At 74.1% G+C, this 16,244-nt stretch carries 17 protein-coding genes; 8 read left to right on the top strand and 9 right to left on the bottom strand.

Annotated elements, in window-relative coordinates; genetic code table 11:
* Positions 1–23 precede the first annotated feature (23 nt).
* Complete coding sequence (locus PHY01_RS20435) at positions 24–530, top strand: hypothetical protein (protein WP_141280799.1); 507 nt, start codon at positions 24–26, stop codon at positions 528–530.
* Here the strand turns inward: PHY01_RS20435 and PHY01_RS20430 are convergent.
* Together PHY01_RS20430 and PHY01_RS20425 are read right to left on the bottom strand one after the other, a co-directional pair.
* Positions 520–2,772 (bottom strand): FdhF/YdeP family oxidoreductase, encoded by a 2,253-nt coding sequence (locus PHY01_RS20430; RefSeq protein WP_246086031.1) that lies wholly within the window; start codon positions 2,770–2,772, stop codon positions 520–522. The two genes, PHY01_RS20435 and PHY01_RS20430, sit on opposite strands and share 11 nt — an antisense overlap.
* Before the next feature lie 9 nt (positions 2,773–2,781).
* Positions 2,782–3,051: a helix-turn-helix domain-containing protein gene (locus tag PHY01_RS20425; RefSeq protein WP_141280797.1), complete on the bottom strand. Its 270-nt coding sequence runs from the start codon at positions 3,049–3,051 to the stop codon at positions 2,782–2,784.
* Positions 3,052–3,085: 34 nt separating this feature from the next.
* Between PHY01_RS20425 and map the strand changes: the two genes are divergently transcribed.
* Positions 3,086–3,850, top strand: coding sequence for a type I methionyl aminopeptidase (gene map, locus PHY01_RS20420; RefSeq protein WP_141280795.1), 765 nt, complete (start codon positions 3,086–3,088; stop codon positions 3,848–3,850).
* Between the two features lie 58 nt (positions 3,851–3,908).
* On the opposite strand, the gene PHY01_RS20415 is transcribed toward map, so the two are convergent.
* From PHY01_RS20415 to PHY01_RS20405, 3 genes are read right to left on the bottom strand one after another with little or no spacing between them, the layout of a single operon-like run.
* Entirely contained in the window at positions 3,909–5,450 is a 1,542-nt protein-coding gene (locus tag PHY01_RS20415; RefSeq protein ID WP_141280793.1) for an HlyD family secretion protein, read from the bottom strand.
* 11 nt (positions 5,451–5,461) lie between these two features.
* On the bottom strand, positions 5,462–6,673 hold the full coding sequence (locus PHY01_RS20410) for an ABC transporter permease (RefSeq protein ID WP_141280791.1): 1,212 nt from the start codon (positions 6,671–6,673) through the stop codon (positions 5,462–5,464).
* Complete coding sequence (locus tag PHY01_RS20405; protein WP_141280789.1) at positions 6,670–7,359, bottom strand: ABC transporter ATP-binding protein; 690 nt, start codon at positions 7,357–7,359, stop codon at positions 6,670–6,672. Before PHY01_RS20405 ends, PHY01_RS20410 begins: the two co-directional genes overlap by 4 nt.
* A 189-nt stretch (positions 7,360–7,548) precedes the next feature.
* On the opposite strand from PHY01_RS20405, the gene PHY01_RS20400 reads away from it, so the two are divergent.
* From PHY01_RS20400 to PHY01_RS20380, 5 genes are read left to right on the top strand one after another with little or no spacing between them, the layout of a single operon-like run.
* On the top strand, positions 7,549–8,061 hold the full coding sequence (locus PHY01_RS20400; protein ID WP_141280787.1) for an SRPBCC family protein: 513 nt from the start codon (positions 7,549–7,551) through the stop codon (positions 8,059–8,061).
* A gap of 52 nt (positions 8,062–8,113) precedes the next feature.
* The gene (locus PHY01_RS20395; protein ID WP_218030255.1) at positions 8,114–9,004 is read left to right on the top strand and encodes an MOSC domain-containing protein; all 891 of its coding nucleotides are present in this window, start codon (positions 8,114–8,116) and stop codon (positions 9,002–9,004) included.
* Positions 9,001–10,584 (top strand): acyl-CoA synthetase, encoded by a 1,584-nt coding sequence (locus PHY01_RS20390; protein WP_141280785.1) that lies wholly within the window; start codon positions 9,001–9,003, stop codon positions 10,582–10,584. The genes PHY01_RS20395 and PHY01_RS20390 overlap by 4 nt, the downstream gene beginning before the upstream one ends.
* Positions 10,581–10,931, top strand: coding sequence for a hypothetical protein (locus PHY01_RS20385; protein WP_141280783.1), 351 nt, complete (start codon positions 10,581–10,583; stop codon positions 10,929–10,931). Before PHY01_RS20390 ends, PHY01_RS20385 begins: the two co-directional genes overlap by 4 nt.
* A 14-nt stretch (positions 10,932–10,945) precedes the next feature.
* Complete coding sequence (locus PHY01_RS20380) at positions 10,946–11,530, top strand: DUF998 domain-containing protein (protein WP_170183902.1); 585 nt, start codon at positions 10,946–10,948, stop codon at positions 11,528–11,530.
* Between the two features lie 63 nt (positions 11,531–11,593).
* Here PHY01_RS20380 and PHY01_RS20375 read toward each other — a convergent pair whose 3' ends face one another.
* A complete protein-coding gene (locus tag PHY01_RS20375; protein ID WP_141280779.1) occupies positions 11,594–12,397 on the bottom strand; it encodes an NAD(P)H-binding protein in 804 nt (267 codons plus the stop codon).
* 69 nt (positions 12,398–12,466) lie between these two features.
* Between PHY01_RS20375 and PHY01_RS20370 the strand changes: the two genes are divergently transcribed.
* On the top strand, positions 12,467–12,841 hold the full coding sequence (locus tag PHY01_RS20370) for a winged helix-turn-helix transcriptional regulator (RefSeq protein ID WP_246086030.1): 375 nt from the start codon (positions 12,467–12,469) through the stop codon (positions 12,839–12,841).
* A 4-nt stretch (positions 12,842–12,845) separates the two neighbouring features.
* Here PHY01_RS20370 and PHY01_RS20365 read toward each other — a convergent pair whose 3' ends face one another.
* From PHY01_RS20365 to PHY01_RS20355, 3 genes are all read right to left on the bottom strand, one after another.
* The gene (locus PHY01_RS20365; RefSeq protein ID WP_141280775.1) at positions 12,846–13,562 is read right to left on the bottom strand and encodes a hypothetical protein; all 717 of its coding nucleotides are present in this window, start codon (positions 13,560–13,562) and stop codon (positions 12,846–12,848) included.
* 69 nt (positions 13,563–13,631) lie between these two features.
* Entirely contained in the window at positions 13,632–15,536 is a 1,905-nt protein-coding gene (locus tag PHY01_RS20360; protein ID WP_141280773.1) for an acyl-CoA dehydrogenase family protein, read from the bottom strand.
* Entirely contained in the window at positions 15,533–16,171 is a 639-nt protein-coding gene (locus PHY01_RS20355; protein ID WP_141280771.1) for a TetR family transcriptional regulator, read from the bottom strand. Before PHY01_RS20355 ends, PHY01_RS20360 begins: the two co-directional genes overlap by 4 nt.
* Positions 16,172–16,244 lie beyond the last annotated feature (73 nt).

Genomic DNA, 16,244 nt, shown 5'->3' with positions numbered 1-16,244 from the left:
GGAGCGCCGGTCATGCTCTCCTCATGAACATCGGGGCGCTCATCGGCGGGTCGTTCGGTCTGGTCTACGTGCTGGTCAACGCGGGGGCGCTCGGCAACCCGGCCGGACCGGTGCTGCAGGGGGCGGGCGTGCTCGCGTTCGTCGCGCTGGTGGTGCTGACGTTCCGCGGCCGCGGCGCGGGTCCCGGCGAGCGGCCGCACTTCGACCGCCTCTACTGGCTCGTCGTGCTCGGCGAGGTGGTCGCGATCGTCCTGGGGGCGCAGGTGCTGAACGCGCTGGGCCTGCCGCCGCTGCCGTGGGTGACGATCGTCGTCGGCCTGCACCTGCTTCCGCTGGCCCGGATGTGGAGGGCCCCGGTGCTGGGCCGGGCCGGCGTCGTCCTCGCCCTGCTGGGTGTGGCGGGCCTCGTCGCGGCGGTCGCCGGGGGGTCGGCCGCCGTCGTGGCGCTGCTCGCCGGGGTGCTGCCGGGGGTGTTCATGCTCGGCGGCCTGCTGTGGGGCGCCACCCGACCGACCCCGGTCAGGGCCTGACGAGCCGGACCACGACCCACTTCGACGTCGGGGTGTTGGACTCCAGCGCCACCGAGGCGAGCGGGATCAGCGGGTTCGTCTCCGGGTAGTAGGCGGCGACGCAGCCCTTCGGCGTGGAGTACTCGACGAGCCGGAACCCGTCGGCCCGCCGCTCGACGCCGTCCTCCCACTCGCTGACCAGGTCGACCACGTCGCCGTCGGCGAAACCGAGCTCGGCCAGGTCCGCCGCGCCGATGAACACCACGCGGCGGCCGTGGTGGATGCCGCGGTAGCGGTCGTCGAGGCCGTAGATCGTGGTGTTGAACTGGTCGTGGCTGCGCATCGTCTGCAGCACCAGGCGCCCCTCCGGCACCTGCACGGCGGCGAGCGGGCTCACCGAGAACACGGCCCTGCCGGGCTCCGTCGGGAAGGTGCGGCTGTCGCGCGGCGGGTGCGGCAGCGTGAATCCGCCGCGGGCCCGGATCTTCTCCGCGTAGTCGTCGCAGCCGGGCACGACGCGGGCGATGCGGTGCCGGATCTCGTCGTAGTCCTCCGCGAACGCGTGCCACGGGATGCCGTGCCGATCGCCGAGGGTGGCGGCGGCGATGCCGCACAGGATGCCCACCTCGGAGCGCAGGTCCGCGCTCGCCGGCTCCATCCGCCCGCGCGACGCGTGCACCGCCGACATCGAGTCCTCGACGGTGACGCGCTGCTCGGTCCCGCCGGAGAGGTCCTTCTCGGTGCGGCCCAGTGTCGGCAGGATCAGCGCGGTCTCCCCGCACACGACGTGGCTGCGGTTGAGCTTCGTCGAGATCTGGACGGTCAGCCGCGCACCGCGCAGCGCCGCCTCGGTGACGGCGGTGTCGGACATCGCCGAGACGAAGTTGCCGCCCAGCCCGACGAACACGTGCGCGGCGCCGTCGCGCAGCGCCCGGACGGCCTTGACGGCGTCGAGGCCGTGCTCGCGCGGCGGCTCGAAGCCGAACTCGTCGCGCAGCGCGTCGAGGAAGGAGTCGGGGGAGCGCTCCCAGATGCCCATCGTGCGGTCGCCCTGCACGTTGGAGTGCCCCCGCACGGGGCACAGCCCCGCTCCCGGCTTGCCGATCATGCCTTGGAGCAGCGCGACGTTGACGAACTCCTTGATCGTCGCGACGGCGTTGCGGTGCTGGGTGATGCCCATGGCCCAGCAGTTGACGATCTTGTGCGACCGCGCGAAGACGTCGGCCAGCTCCTCGATCTGCGCCCAGCGCAGGCCGGTGGCGGCGAGGACCTCGTCGCGGTCGATCTCGCGCAGGTGCTCGGCGTAGGCGTCGAAGCCGACGGTGTGCTCGGCGATGAACTCCTCGTCGGCCACGCCGCGGGCGAGCAGCAGGTGGCCCAGCGCCTGCCATAGCGCGAGGTCGCCGTCGGAACGGATCTGCAGGTACTGGTCGGCCAGCTCGGTGCCGCGCCCGGCCATGCCCGAGGGCTTCTGCGGGTTGTTGAACTTCAGCAGCCCGGCCTCGCGCAGCGGGTTGATCGCGACGATCGTGGCGCCGTCGTTCTTCGCGATCTCCAGCGCCGAGAGCATCCGCGGGTGGTTCGTGCCCGGGTTCTGCCCGGAGATGACGATGAGGTCGGCCTCGTGGATGTCGTCGAGGGAGACCGAGCCCTTGCCGATGCCGATGGTGTCGGCGAGCCCCACCGAGGTGGACTCGTGGCACATGTTGGAGCAGTCGGGCAGGTTGTTGGTGCCGTAGGCCCGCGCGAAGAGCTGGTAGACGAACGCGGCCTCGTTCGACGCGCGGCCCGAGGTGTAGAACAGCGCCTCGTCCGGGCTCCCCAGCGCGTTCAGGTGCTCCGCGACCAGGGCGAACGCGGCGTCCCAGGAGATCGGCTCGTAGTGCGTGCCGCCCGCGCGCCGGACCATCGGCTCGGTGAGCCGGCCCTGCTGCCCCATCCAGTACTCCGAGCGCGTCTCCAGGTCGGCCAGGGAGTGCGCGGCGAAGAACTCGCGGCCGATCCGGCGGGTGTCGCCCTCCCAGGCGACGGCCTTGGCCCCGTTCTCGCAGAACTCCGCGGTGTGGCGGTGCTCCGGGTCCGGGTCGGGCCAGGCGCAGCTCATGCAGTCGAAACCGTCGACCTGGTTGAGGCGCAGCAGGTTGCGCGCGGTGCGCACCGGCCCCATCTGCTTCACCGCCATGCCCAGGCTGACGGCCACCGCCGGGAAGCCGGCCGCGGCGGTCTTGGGCTCGCCGACCTCGATATCGGGCTCGATCGTCACGCCCCGACCTTATGCAGTACGTCCGTACTGTCGCGCCCCGGACCGGCCCGGTGTGACCAGTTCGTCCAGGGACAGCCCGAGGGTCTGCGCCAGCGCGGCGACGGTGAAGAACGCCGGGGTGGGGATGCGGCCGGTCTCGATCTTGCGCAGGGTCTCGGGCGAGATGCCGGACTCCGCGGCGACCTCGACCAGGCTGCGGTCGGCGCGGGCCGCGCGCAGCACCGCGCCGAGCTGCTCGCCGCGTTCGCGCTCGGCCGGGGTGAGGGGGACGCGCACCATGACGCCGATAGTAATACCGGTATAGTTATCTTTCATGATCGAGCTGAAGACGCCCTCCGAGATCGACGCGATGGACGCCGCGGGCACGGTGGTCGCCCGGGTGCTCGCCGCGGTGCGGGCCGCGGCGGCCCCCGGCGTCCGGCCCGGCGAGCTGGACGCCATGGCCGCGGACCTCATTGCCGAGGCCGGCGCCGTGTCCAGCTTCCGCGGCTACCACCCGTCGTGGGCGCCCGGGCCCTACCCGGCCGTGCTGTGCGTGAGCGTCGACGACGCGGTGGTGCACGGGATCCCGTCGGACGAACCGCTCGCCGACGGCGCGCTGCTCAGCGTCGACCTCGCGGTGCACCTGGACGGCTGGTGCGCCGACGCCGCGTTCAGCACCGTCGTGGGCACCCCCAGCGCCGCGGACCAGGAGATGATCGACACCGCCGAGCGCGCCCTCGCGGCCGGGATCGCGGCGGCCGTGCCGGGGGCGCGGATGGGCGACGTGGGGCACGCGATCGCCGCCGTCGCCCGCGGCGCGGGCTACGGGATGCTCGACGACCACGGCGGGCACGGCGTCGGGCGCTCCATGCACGAGGCGCCGTCGGTGCCCAACGAGGGGAAGGCCGGCCGCGGCGCCCGGCTGCGGGCGGGCCTGGTCATCGCCATCGAGCCGATGCTGACCCGCGGCACCGACCGCTACCGCCACGACCCCGACGGCTGGACCCTGCGCACCGCCGACGGCAGCCGCGCGGCCCACGCCGAGCACACGATCGCCGTCACCGACGCCGGGCCGCGGGTCCTGACGTCGGTCTGACGCCACGACCCGCCGGCGCGGGGACTCGCGGACGGGAACGGGGGACTCGCGGGTGGGGTCAGTTCCGGGGCGGGCCGCCGGGGGCCGAGGCCACCTGGGCCTGCGGCACCAGCACCTCCTGGCCCTCCCGCAGGCCCGAGCGCACCTCCGTGAACTCGTCACCCACCGCGCCGGGGGTGAACGGGACCGTCACCGGCTCGCCGCCGTCCACCCCGGGGATGCTGACGACGCGGCGCCCCTCGTCGGTCCGCACCGTCGACGACGGCACGCGCAGCACGTCCTCCACCGCCTCGACGCGCACCGCGGCGTCGGCGGTCTGGCCGTCACGCAGCTGCGGGTCGCCGCGGTCCAGGACGACCGTGGCGTAGTAGTTGACGATGCCGGAGACGTCGGCGCCGGTCGGGGCGACCGCGAGCACCGAGGCCGGGACGGTCAGGCCGGGTACCGCGTCCACCGTGACGTCGACGGCCTGCCCGGGCTGCACGCGGGCCGCATCGGACTCCTCGAACGGCACGACGAGCTGGAACGATTCGACGTCGTTGAGCACCAGGAACGCCCCGCCCGCCGTCGCGCCGCCCGCACCCGTGCTCGACGAGTCGGTGACGCCGGGTAGGCGTGCGCTGCTGCCGGGGGCGAGCGAGGTCGTCCCGGACGCGGGCCCGACGAACTCGCCCACCGCGCCGTTGATCTGCGAGACGACCCCCGCGGTGGGGGCGCGCAGCGCGGTGTCGTCGAGGTCGCGCTGGGCCAGCGCGACGCCCGCCTCGGCGTCGCGCACCGCCGCCTCCTGCGCGCCGGTGTCGGCGGGGCGGTCGGAACCGGCCTGGTCGAGCTGGTTCTGCGCGCTCACGACGCTGTTACGGGCGTTCTCGACCGAGAGCCGGCCCGACGCCTCGTCGACGTGCTCGCGCTGCTCGGCGGTTCGCAGCGCCGTCTCCGAGGCGATGACGGCGCCGCGCGCCTGCTGCACGGCCGTCTCGTCGGCGGCGATCGCCTCGCACTCCGGGTCGGGCGCGGGCGTGGGCGCCGTCTGCTCCGTGCCGGCCAGCAGCCCCGACGACGACGTCGTGGTGGGCGGCGGGCTGCTGCACCCCGCCTCGTCGGCCGCCAGCCGGTCCTGTGCGCGGTCGAGCTGGTCGCGGTCGAAGTCGAGCTGCACGCGGGCCCGTTCGGTGGCCACGTCGTTGGCGGCGTTCGTCGCGTCCACCTGGTCCTGGGTGGCGCCGAGGATCTCCCGCGCCTGGTCGAGCGAGGCCTGCGCGGCCTCGACGGAGTTGCCGTTCTCGATCTTGGCGAGGTTGGCGCGGGCCTGGTCGAGCTGGGCTCGGGCCCGCTCCAGCGCCTGCTCCAGGGCGAAGTCCTCCAGGCGCGCCAGCACGTCACCGGTCTGCACGCGGTCACCGACCGAGACCAGCACCTCGGCGAGCCGCCCGCCCTCGGCGAACCCCAGGTTCTGCTCGGTGATCGCCACCAGCGACCCCGAGGCGGTGACGGTGGTGGCGACCGTCCCGCGGTCGACACGGACGACCGGGGGCGGCGCCGCGTCGCCGCTGCAGGCGGTGAGCAGCACCGCCCCGGCGAGGATCGCGAGCCGGGCCATGACGGGATGCCTCACTGGAACCTCAACGCTTCGATGGGACGCAGCCGGGCCGCGCGGTTGGCCGGGTAGCCACCGGCGACCAGGCCGATGAGCAGGCTGATCCCGAACGAGATCAGCACCGAGTTGACGTCGACGACGGGCGGCGGGAAGTCCGGGATCGCCTGCGGCAGCGCGATCGCGGCGGCCGTCGACAGGCCGACGCCGAGCAGGATGCCGACGAGCCCGCCGAAACCGGCCAGGATCGTCGACTCGAGCAGGAACTGCTGCAGGATCGCGCGGCGGCGCGCCCCGATGGCCTTACGGATGCCGATCTCGCGCGTCCGCTCGGTGACGGTGACCAGCATGATGTTCGCGACGCCGATCCCGCCGACGATCAGCGAGATCGCCGCCACGGCGACGGTGAACAGGGTGAGGAACGACAGGGTCTGGTTGACCTGGTCGAGCAGGCTCTGCTGGGCGGTGGCGGTGTAGTCGCGCTCGGCGGGGTCGTCGACGGACTGCCGGTCGTCGAGGATCGCGGTGACCTGCGCGAGCGCCGCAGGCACCGCCTCCGGCGAGCGCGCCACCACCACCACGGTGCTGACGGCGTCGCCCCCGCCGAGCAGGAAGCTGCGCGCGGTGCCCAGCGGGGTGATCACCACGTCGTCCTGGCCGGTCGCCGCGACGACCCCGATCACCCGGAACGCGGTGCGCCCGATCCGCACCTCGCTGCCCAGCGCCGCACCGGCGTCACCGGCGAAGAGGTCCTCGACGGGCCCGGGGGCCAGCACCGCGACCTTGGCCTTGCCGCGCTCCTCGGTGGCGTCGAACATGCGGCCGACGACCAGGTCGCGGTCGGTCACGTCGAGGTAGCCCGCGGTCGTGCCGGTCACCGAGGTGCGGAACCGGGAGCCGCCGGGCAGCTGCACGGTGACCGGGCCGCCGGCGATCGGGGTGGCCGAGACGACGTCCGGGGCGTCGACCGGGTCGTCGAGCGCGGCGACGTCGGCGTCGGTGAGGTCGCGCGGCGCGCCGTTCGTGCCCTCCTGGTTGGCGTTCACGGTGATCTGCGTGGCCAGCGACCCGAACGACTCGGTGAACCCGCTCTGGATGCCGTTGCCCAGCGCCACCAGCACGATCACCGCGGCGACGCCGATGATGATGCCCAGCGTCGTCAGCCCGGAGCGGAGCTTGTTGGCGCGCAGCCCGCGCAGCGCCAGCCGGGCGGCCTCCCAGACGGTCATCGGCGCAGCGCCTCCTGCCGGGCGTCGCTGACGACCCGGCCGTCGCGCAGCCGCACCACCCGCCGGGCGAACTCGGCCACCTCGTCCTCGTGGGTGATCAGCACGACGGTGCGCCCGGCGTCGTTCAGCTCGACGAGCAGCTCCATGACCTCGCGGGTGGAGGTGGTGTCGAGGTTGCCGGTCGGCTCGTCGGCCAGGATCATCGCCGGGCGGGTCACCAGCGCGCGGGCGATCGCGACGCGCTGCTGCTGCCCGCCGGAGAGCTCGTTGGGCATGCTGGTGCCGCGCCCGTCGAGGCCGACGCGGGCCAGCGCCTCGCGCGCCCGGTCGCGGCGCTCGCGTCGGCCGACCCCGGCGTAGACCAGCGGCAGCTCGACGTTGCGCGCGGCGCTCGTGCGCGGGATGAGGTTGAAGGACTGGAAGACGAAGCCGATGCGGCGGTTGCGCAGGTCGGCGAGCGCGTTCTCCCGCATCCCGACGACGTCGGTGCCGCCGAGCCGGTAGTGGCCGGTGGTGGGCACGTCGAGGCAGCCCAGGATGTTCATCATCGTCGACTTGCCCGAGCCGGACGGACCCATGATCGCGACGAGGTCGCCCTCGTCGATCGTGAGGTCGACGGTGTCGAGCGCGCGGACGGCGACCTTGCCCGCCTGGTACACCTTCGTCACCGCGTCGAGCTCGATCATCCGGGCGTGCGGGGGCGCGTCACCGGGTCGTGACCGGGGCCTGGGCATCGCACAGCCGTCCGTCTCGCAGCGGGACCGTGCGGGCGGGGAGCGGCACGGTCGGTGCGGCGAACCTAGCGGGCCCGCGCCCGCACCCGCGCACGCCGTTCTCAGCGCGCTCTCAACCTGGGCCGCTCCTAGGCTGGACGGGTGCGCCGCGGACTGCCCTGGGCCTGGGGCGCCACCGACCCCGAGATCGACGACTCCTACCCCTGTGCCGATCTCGTGCCCGAGCCCGCCGCGCGGATGGTCCGGGCCGTCGACGTCGCCGCGCCCGCGCCGCACGTGTTCCGCTGGGTCGCCCAGCTCACGCAGGCGCCCTACAGCTACGACCTGGTCGACAACCTGGGCCGGCGCAGTCCCCGCACCCTCACCCCGGGCGCCGACGCGCTGGAGCCGGGCACACCGTTCGTCATGATCTTCGAGGTGGTCGATGTCGTGCCCGGGCGGGAGGTCACGGCCGTCGGCCGGCCGGGGCCGACGCGCCGGTTCGGCCCGATGGCGTGCACCTACCGGGTCACCCCGCACGGTGCGGGCAGCCGGCTCGTCGCACGCCTCGACCTCACCGCGACCCGCCTGGCCACCCCGATCGCCTGGGGCGATCTGGTGATGATGCGGAAGCAACTGCGCACCCTGGCCGCATGTGCGGAACGGACGCGCTGACCCGTCCGGTCGGAGGGTGTCCCCGCCCGGCGCGACCCACTAGACCGGGACCATGACGATCACCGCGATCCACCGCTATCCGGTCAAGTCGATGCTCGGCGAGTCGCTCACCCGCTGCGTGGTGGGGCCGACCGGGGTGGTCGGCGACCGCGCCTACGCGGTGATCGACGACGAGACCGGGATCGTCGCGAGCGCGAAGGTACCGCGGCGCTGGGCCGACCTGCTGTCGTTCTCGGCGCGGTTCGTCAGCGAGCCGGAGGCCGGGGCCGCGCCCCCGCCGGTCGAGATCACCTTCCCGGACGGCTCGACGCACCGCAGCGACGACGCCGACGTCGACGCCGCGCTCTCGGCCGCGCTCGGCCGTCCGGTCCACCTGGCGAGCGTGCCGCCCGAGGGCGCCTACTTCGAGGAGCTGTGGCCCGACATCGAGGGCCTGGCGCCGCAGCAGCTCATCGACGCCACCACCACCCGCCACGAGGACACCGGCGAGGTGATCAGCCGCTTCGACATCTCCGCGTTCGGCGCCAAGGGCACCTTCTTCGACCTCTCCGCGCTGCACGTGCTCACCGAGTCGACGCTGGACCGGCTGCGCGAGCTGGCCCCCGACGCCACCTTCGACGCCCGCCGCTACCGGCCCAACTTCGTCCTGCGCGACGAGGACGCCGGCTTCGTGGAGAACGACTGGCCGGGCCGCACCGCCACCCTGGGCGGGGCCACCGTGCGGTTCTCCTTCGCCACCATGCGCTGCGTGATGACCACGCTCGGGCAGGGCGACCTTCCCGCCGACCCCGACACCCTGCGCACGATCGCGAAGCACAACCGCATCGAGATCCCGCAGATCGGCGGGGTGTGGGCGTGCGCGGGGGTGTACGCCGACGTGGCCGGGACCGGCGAGGTGGCCGTAGGCGATCCGCACGCGGAGGTGCCAGGATCGGGCTCGTGACCTTCTCGCCCGGCACCGAGGCCGCCGTCGCCCGCGCCCGCCAGCACTCCGTCGGCGACCTGCTGCGCCGCTCCGCGCTGCGCCATCCCGACAAGCTCGCGGTCGTCGACGGCGACCGGCGCGTCACCTTCGCGGAGTTCGACGCCGCCGCCAACCGCACCGCACACGCGCTCACCGCCCGCGGTGTGGGCAAGGGCGACCGGCTCGCGCTGCTGGCCCGCAACTCCTACTCCTACGCGGTGCTCGCCTTCGCGACGGCCAAGATCGGCGTCGTGCTGGTGCCGGTGAACTTCATGCTGGGCGCCTCGGAGATCGCCTTCATCCTCCGGCACTCCGGCGCGTCCGGGATGGTCGCGCAGGACGCGCTGGCCGGCACCGCGGCGCAGGCGCTGGCCGAGGCGGGCGTCGAGGGCGGGGTGCGGGGCTGGATCGGCGCCGACCCCGCCGACGGCTGGGAGGACGTCGAGACCTGGCTGGGGCAGGGCCCCGACCACGACCCGGAGGTCGCGGTCGGCGACGACGACCCGCTGCGCCTGATGTACACCTCGGGCACCGAGTCGCGGCCCAAGGGCGTGATGCTGTCGAGCCGGTCGCTGATCGCGCAGTACGTGAGCTGCACGATCGACGGCGGGATGAGCGCCGACGACGTCGAGGTGCACTCGCTGCCGCTCTACCACTGCGCGCAGCTCGACTGCTTCCTCTCCGTCGACGTCTACCTCGGCGCCACCTCGGTCATCCTGCCCGGGCCGGACCCGGCGACGCTGCTGGCGACCGTCGAGCGGGAGAAGGCCACCAAGCTGTTCTGCCCGCCGACGGTGTGGATCTCGCTGCTGCGCCACCCGGACTTCGACACCCGCGACCTGTCGTCGCTGCGCAAGGGCTACTACGGGGCGTCGGCGATGCCGGTGGAGGTGCTCAAGGAGCTCTCCCGGCGGCTGCCCGACGTCGCGTTCTGGAACTTCTACGGCCAGACCGAGATGTCGCCGCTGGCCACGATCCTGCGCCCGCACGAGCAGCTGGAGCGGGCCGGTTCGGCCGGTCGGCCGGCGGTCAACGTCGAGACCCGCCTCGTCGACGACGACGGCCGGCCGGTGGCGCCGGGGGAGATCGGCGAGATCGTGCACCGCTCCCCGCACGCCGCGCTGGGCTACTACGAGGACGAGGAGAAGACCGCCGCCGCGTTCGCCGACGGCTGGTTCCACTCCGGCGACCTCGGCGTCATGACCCCCGACGGCTACCTGTCGGTCGTCGACCGCAAGAAGGACATGATCAAGACCGGCGGGGAGAACGTCGCCTCCCGCGAGGTGGAGGAGGCGATCTACCAGCTCGACGGCGTCGCCGAGGTGGCCGTGTTCGGCATCGCGCACCCGACGTGGATCGAGGCCGTCACCGCGGTGGTGGTGCCGAAGGAGGGCGTCGCGCTCACCGCCGAGCAGGTGGACGCGCACGCCCGCGGGGTGCTCGCCGGCTACAAGCGGCCCAAGTACGTCGTGCTGGCCGACGCGCTGCCGAAGAACCCCAGCGGCAAGATCCTCAAGCGGGAGCTGCGGGCGGAGCACGCCGACCTGGCGACGGGGTGAGTCACCGCCCGGCGTCGGTGGGCACCCTCGACACCACACCGGTGCGGCCGTTCGGCTTCGGGCTGTCCTCCACCACGTTCGCGCACTCCGACCCGCGCGTCGACGCCGCCGAGGTGCGGACGGACGGCGCGCTCGTCGTGCGCTGCCGCGTCACCGACACCGGTGCACGCGCGGGGGCCGACGTCGTCCAGCTCCACGGCAGCGACCCCGTCGCGCGGGTGGAGCTGTTCGTCGGCACGTCGTGCGCCGACCCGGTGCTCACCGCGTCGGTGGAGCTGACCGGCCCGGTGCACGAGGTGTCGATCGCCGACCGGCGGACCGTGGCCGTCGAGGTGGTCCCCGGCTGAGGCAGGATGCGTCCGTGCGGGCGCGGTGGACGGTGGTCGGTGCGCTCGCGGTCTTCTGGGCGGGCACCGTGGTGGCCGGGGCGCTGGCGCCCGGGTACTCGGCGCGGGGCGACTTCGTCTCCAGCCTGGCCGGGCGCGGCTCGGAGGTGGCGCCGCTCGGGATCGCGGCGCTGCTGGCGCTGGCGGGCGCGCACCTCGCCGCCGCGGCCGCCGTCCGGGGGAGGGCCGCGGTGGCACTCGGACTCGCCGGGCTGTGCGGGATCGTGGTGGCGGCGTTCCGCACCGCGTGCCCGCTGGGGGCGGCCGGCTGCGGGTCCGGGGCGAACGAGACCGTGCCCGACCTGGCCGACGCCGTGCACGTGTACGGCGTCGTCGGGTACGAGATCGCGCTCGTCGCGGCCATGCTGGCGGTCGCAGGGCGGCTGGCCCGGACCCGGCCGGCGGCCGCCGCGCTCGCCGTCGCGGCCGCCGTCGCCTCGGTGGTGCTGGCCCTGAACATCGGCGGCCCCGACCTCGGCGCCTGGCAACGCGCCTGGCTCGCCGTGAACACCGGCTGGCTCGCGGTCGCCACCCTGCGCCTCGGCTCGCACACAGGGTGAGGGGCCCGCACACAGGTCCGGCCCTGTGTGCGGGCCCCGGGACCTGTGTGCGGGCGGCGCGGATCAGGTGAGGGCGGCCGTCACGGCGTCGCGCAGGCTCGTGGCCGGGCGGCCGAGGAGCTTCTCCAGGTCGGGGGCGGGCTCGCTGAACAGGCCCGACGCGATGAGGTCGTGCACGAAGCCGATGGGGCCGAGCTCCGAGGACGGCACGACGCGGTAGGCCACCGGGGTGCCCGACACCTCCGAGACGACGGCGGCGAGGTCGGGCAGGGTCCAGAGCGGGCCGCGCAGCTCGTAGACCACACCCGCGTGGCCGTCGCCGGTCAGCGCGGCCGACGCGGCGAGGCCGAGGTCGCGGATCGTCGCGAAGTTGACGGGCCGTCCGCCGTCGGCGCCCAGGAGCTCGCCCGCCTCGACGACCGCACGCAGCCCCGGGTTGACCAGAACCTCCTCGTAGAAGGTGTTGCGCAGCAGGGTGTGCGGCACGCCGGAGTCGCGCAGCAGGGCCTCGGTGGTGGTGTGGTCGGCGAGGAAGCCCTGGCCGTCCTGCGCACCGATCGCGCTGGTGTAGGCGATCCGGCCGACGCCCGCGGCCTTCGCCGCGTCGATCGCGTTGCCGTGCTGGCGCGGCCGGACGCCGGGGGTGACGTCGGGGGAGGAGACGAGCAGCAGCACGTCGACGCCCTCGAACGCCGCGCGCAGCGAGGCGGGGTCGTCGTAGTCGCCCCGGCGGACGTCGACGCCGAGGCCCGCGGCCTTCTCCGGGTCGCGGGCGACGGCGACCAGCTCGGTGGCGGGGACGCGGGTGAGGAGGTCGTCGAGGACGACGCGGCCGAGGTTCCCGGTGACTCCGGTGACAGCGATCATGGATTCGACGGTAGTCTCCGCACTAACGATTGGTAAGTACACACCTGTGAGTAAGTATGGGGGGTGGATGTGAGCCGCCAGGTCCTGGACAGCGACCCCTCTCCTGTGGGTGACGTGTTCAGCAGCCGGTGTCCCAGCCGCGGCGTGCTCGACCACGTGACGAGCAAGTGGGCGGTGCTCGTGCTGGCCGCGCTCGACACCGGGCCGCTGCGGTTCAGCGCGCTGCGCCGTCGCATCGACGGGGTGAGCGAGAAGATGCTGTCCCAGACGCTGCGCACGCTGGAGGCCGACGGCTTCCTCACCCGCGAGGTCGCCCCCACCACACCGCCCCAGGTCACCTACGGCCTCACGACGCTGGGCGCCGACCTCACCCCCCACCTCGCGGGGCTGCTCGGCTTCATCCAGACCCGCCTGCCCGAGATCGAGGCCGCCCGCTCGCGCTGAGCGGTCAGAAGTCGAAGCCCCCGTCGAAGCCCCCGCCGTCGTCGAAGCCCCCGTCACCGCCCGGGTCGCCGCCACCCGCATCCAGGCCGTCGGCGTAGCCGGCCTCGTACCCGGTGCCGGCCATGCCGGAGAACATCGCGCTGAACAGCACCATCGACCCGACGCCCCACGCGCCCGCGACGAGCGCGGGCCGCCACCACGGCTCGGAGTACCAGCCGCGCGGGACGGGGCGCCCGGCGACGGTGCCGCCGGGGTAGAAGTGGGAGTTGCGGTCCGACGGGCGCGGCGAGGCGCTGTAGGCGTGGCCCTCGACCCGGACGTCGCGCTCCTCGCTGACCGCTCCCGCCTGCTGCTGCCCGGGCAGCGGCGGCAGGTCGGGACCGGGGTCCATGCCCATCGCGGTGCGGGCCGCGCGCACGTAGTACAGCCCCTCGTAAGCGGTCTCGGTGACCTGCCGGGCCTGCGCGACGCTCGCGGCCTGCTCCATCTGCGATCCGGCCGCGGTGTAGCGCTCGGCCGCGTCGGCCACCGCCTGCCGCGACGGCTCGTCGGTGCCCACGAGCGAGAGGACCTGGCCGCCGAGCCGTTCCACCCAGCGGCGCGCCTCGGACCGCGCGTCGTCGAGCTCGCGCGCCCGCGCGGCGCGCTGCCCGCGGATCAGCCAGACGGCGGCGGCCACGACGGCCACCGCCACCAGCAGGGTCAGGATCGTCCCGGTCATCGCGTCCTTCCGTCGGCGGCGCTCACCCGTTCAACGTGCGGCGCCGCCGACGGGTTCCGCCGGCCGGACTCAGCCGACGGCGGTGAGGGTGTCGGCGTGCTGCCCGTCGGCCTCCGTCGTCGGCGTCCGCTCGCCGTCGAGGAGGGGGCAGTCGAGCCAGTTCTGCGGGATGCCGAAGCCGTCCACCAGCTCCCGTGCGTGCGGGCGCAGCTCGCCGCACAGGGCGTTGATCGCCGTCGCGACGGTCTTGGTGCGGGCCGCCGTCAGGTACCCGTGCTCGACGAACCACGCGCGGTCGCCCTCGATCACGGAGAGCCCGTGCAGCGCCAGCACCCGCCCCAGCAGCGGGTGCTGGTCGGCGACCGCGGCGAAGGCGTCGAACACGATCCGGTCGACGTGCGCGCGGGCGGCGGCGAGCAGGTGGTCCTGGGCGCCGTTGAAGATCGCGAACTGGTCGGCGCCGGGGGCGAGCGCCTTGCGCATCCGCTGAGCCCCGCTGGCGATCAGGTGCTCCTCGCGCTGGGCGAGCAGCCAGCGCTGGTAGTCGCGCGAGCGGACGTCGCCGCGGTTCAGCACCGAGCGCGCGCCGGTCTTCTCCAGCACCGTGCCCGCGACGAGGTCGGCACCGAAGCGGACCTTGCCGCGCAGGTCGAGCTTCCCGACGCGGCGGCCGTAGTCCGACAGCAGCGTCTTCGCGACGAGCTGCAGCAGGACGGTGTTGTCGCCCTCGAACGTGGTGAACACGTCGGTGTCGGCCTTGAGCGCGGGCAGCAGGTTCTCAGCGAGGTAGCCGGCGCCGCCACACGCCTCGCGGCACATCTGGATGGTGCGGGTGGCGTGCCAGGTGCCGATCGCCTTGATCCCCGCGGCGCGGGTCTCCAGGTCGCGCTGGCGCTCCTCGTCCGGGACGGCGCCCGGCTTCTGCAGCTCGTGCATCTGCCCGACCAGGTCGTTCTGGGCGAAGTGCAGCGCGTAGGAGGTGGCGATGGCGGGCAGCAGCTTGCGCTGGTGGACGAGGTAGTCGAGGACCACGACCTCCTCGCCGGTGGCCGGGTTGCTGAACTGCCGCCGCGTCGCGCCGTAGCGGGTGGCCAGGGTGAGGGCCTTCTCGGCGGCGCTCGCCGCACCGCCCGCCACGCTGATCCGGCCGCGCACGAGCGTGCCGAGCATGGTGAAGAAGCGACGGGTCTCGTTGGTGATGTCGCTGGAGTAGGTGCCGTCGGGGGAGACGTCGGCGTAGCGGTTGAGCAGGGCCTCGCGGGGGACGCGGACGGAGTCGAACACCAGCCGCCCGTTGTCGACGCCGTTGAGGCCGGCCTTCACGCCGCAGTCGGAGATCGTGACGCCCGGCTGCGCGTCACCGTCGGCGGTGCGGATCGGCACGAGGAAGCAGTGGACGCCGTGCGTCTCGCCTCTCGTGACCAGCTGCGCGAACACCGCCGCCATCGTCGCGTCGCGGGCGGCCCCGCCGATGTAGTCCTTGCGCGCCCCGGGCTCCGGGGTGTGGACGACGAACTCGCCCGTGTCGGCGTCGTAGGTGGCGGTGGTGCGCAGGTGCTGCACGTCGGAGCCGTGGCCGGTCTCGGTCATCGCGAAGCAGCCGAGCAGCGTGCCGTCCATCATGTCGCGCAGGTGCGCGTCGTGATGGCGCTGCGTCCCGAGCGCCGCGAGCGCCCCGCCGAACAGGCCCCACTGCACACCGGCCTTGACCAGCAGCGACAGGTCGCCGTGGCCGAGCATCTGGAACGCCGCGACGACGCCGCCGACGTCGCCGTCGCCGCCGTAGGCCGGGTCGAAGCCCTGGTGCGGGCGGCGGCTCTCGGCCAGCGTGCGCACGGCGTCGGCGATCTCGGCGCGGTACTGCTCGGTGGACGCGTCGGGGTCGGGCGTCAGCTTCAGCTCGCCCATCTGCGCGCGGACGTCGTTGCGGACGTCGGCCCAGCGGCCGTCGAGAACGGTCTGCAGGTCACTCATGAGTCCTCCTTCGAGGCGGTGACTCCGGAGAGTCCGGCCCAGGCGAGTTCGGTGAGGTGGGCGGCCAGTTGCGAGCGGGTCATCGCAGTGACGTCGCCCCGCCCACCCCGGGCCAGCCAGTTGTCGGCGGCGGCCCGCACCATCCCGACGATGCCGTGCCCCCAGGGCACCGCGGTCGCCGCGTCACCCGTGCGGGTGGCGATCACCGCGGCGACCTGGTCGCCGACGAGGGAGACGAGGTCGGCCACCGGGTCGGCGCCGGGGGACCGGTCGACGAGCGGGCGGTGCACCACGAAGCGGTAGACCTCGGGGTCGTGCTCGATGAGCCGCAGGTAGGCCTCGATGCCCGCGGCGGTCTGGGCGTGCGGGCCCTCGGCGCCGTCCATCGCGGCCCGGACCTGGGCCAGCAGCACCTCGGCCACCCGGGCGCACACGGCGACGTAGAGCTCGGTGCGGTCGGCGAAGTGCCGGTAGACGACGGTCTTGCTGGTGCCGGCCTGCGCCGCGACGTCGTCCATGCCGACGCCGGCGCCGTGCGTCCGGATCGCCAGGATCGCGGCGTCGGTGAGCTCGACGCGCCGGGCCTGCCGGTGGGCGTCCCATCGGCTGGCGCGGCGATCCCGGACCGTCTTCACGGGACCGACGGTACCGAGTACTCGCAGTATCGGCTAGGTGAAGGGCGTCACGTATGCGGGACCGGCGGTACCG

It is taken from the genome of Pseudonocardia hydrocarbonoxydans, assembly GCF_006539565.1.
In the GTDB taxonomy this organism is placed as follows: domain Bacteria; phylum Actinomycetota; class Actinomycetes; order Mycobacteriales; family Pseudonocardiaceae; genus Pseudonocardia; species Pseudonocardia hydrocarbonoxydans.
Note: the sequence above shows the minus strand (reverse complement) of the source record. Positions and strands in the feature narration are given on the sequence as shown.

Excerpts from the sequence above, each read along its gene's own strand:
- PHY01_RS20395 (WP_218030255.1), top strand. The coding sequence starts at position 8,114 with ATGACGATCACCGCGATCCACCGCTATCCGGTCAAGTCGATGCTCGGC.
- PHY01_RS20435 (WP_141280799.1), top strand. The coding sequence starts at position 24 with ATGAACATCGGGGCGCTCATCGGCGGGTCGTTCGGTCTGGTCTACGTG.
- PHY01_RS20375 (WP_141280779.1), bottom strand. The coding sequence starts at position 12,397 with ATGATCGCTGTCACCGGAGTCACCGGGAACCTCGGCCGCGTCGTCCTC.
- PHY01_RS20405 (WP_141280789.1), bottom strand. The coding sequence starts at position 7,359 with ATGATCGAGCTCGACGCGGTGACGAAGGTGTACCAGGCGGGCAAGGTC.
- PHY01_RS20425 (WP_141280797.1), bottom strand. The coding sequence starts at position 3,051 with ATGGTGCGCGTCCCCCTCACCCCGGCCGAGCGCGAACGCGGCGAGCAG.
- map (WP_141280795.1), top strand. The coding sequence starts at position 3,086 with ATGATCGAGCTGAAGACGCCCTCCGAGATCGACGCGATGGACGCCGCG.
- PHY01_RS20415 (WP_141280793.1), bottom strand. The coding sequence starts at position 5,450 with ATGGCCCGGCTCGCGATCCTCGCCGGGGCGGTGCTGCTCACCGCCTGC.
- PHY01_RS20365 (WP_141280775.1), bottom strand. The coding sequence starts at position 13,562 with ATGACCGGGACGATCCTGACCCTGCTGGTGGCGGTGGCCGTCGTGGCC.
- PHY01_RS20410 (WP_141280791.1), bottom strand. The coding sequence starts at position 6,673 with ATGACCGTCTGGGAGGCCGCCCGGCTGGCGCTGCGCGGGCTGCGCGCC.
- PHY01_RS20360 (WP_141280773.1), bottom strand. The coding sequence starts at position 15,536 with ATGAGTGACCTGCAGACCGTTCTCGACGGCCGCTGGGCCGACGTCCGC.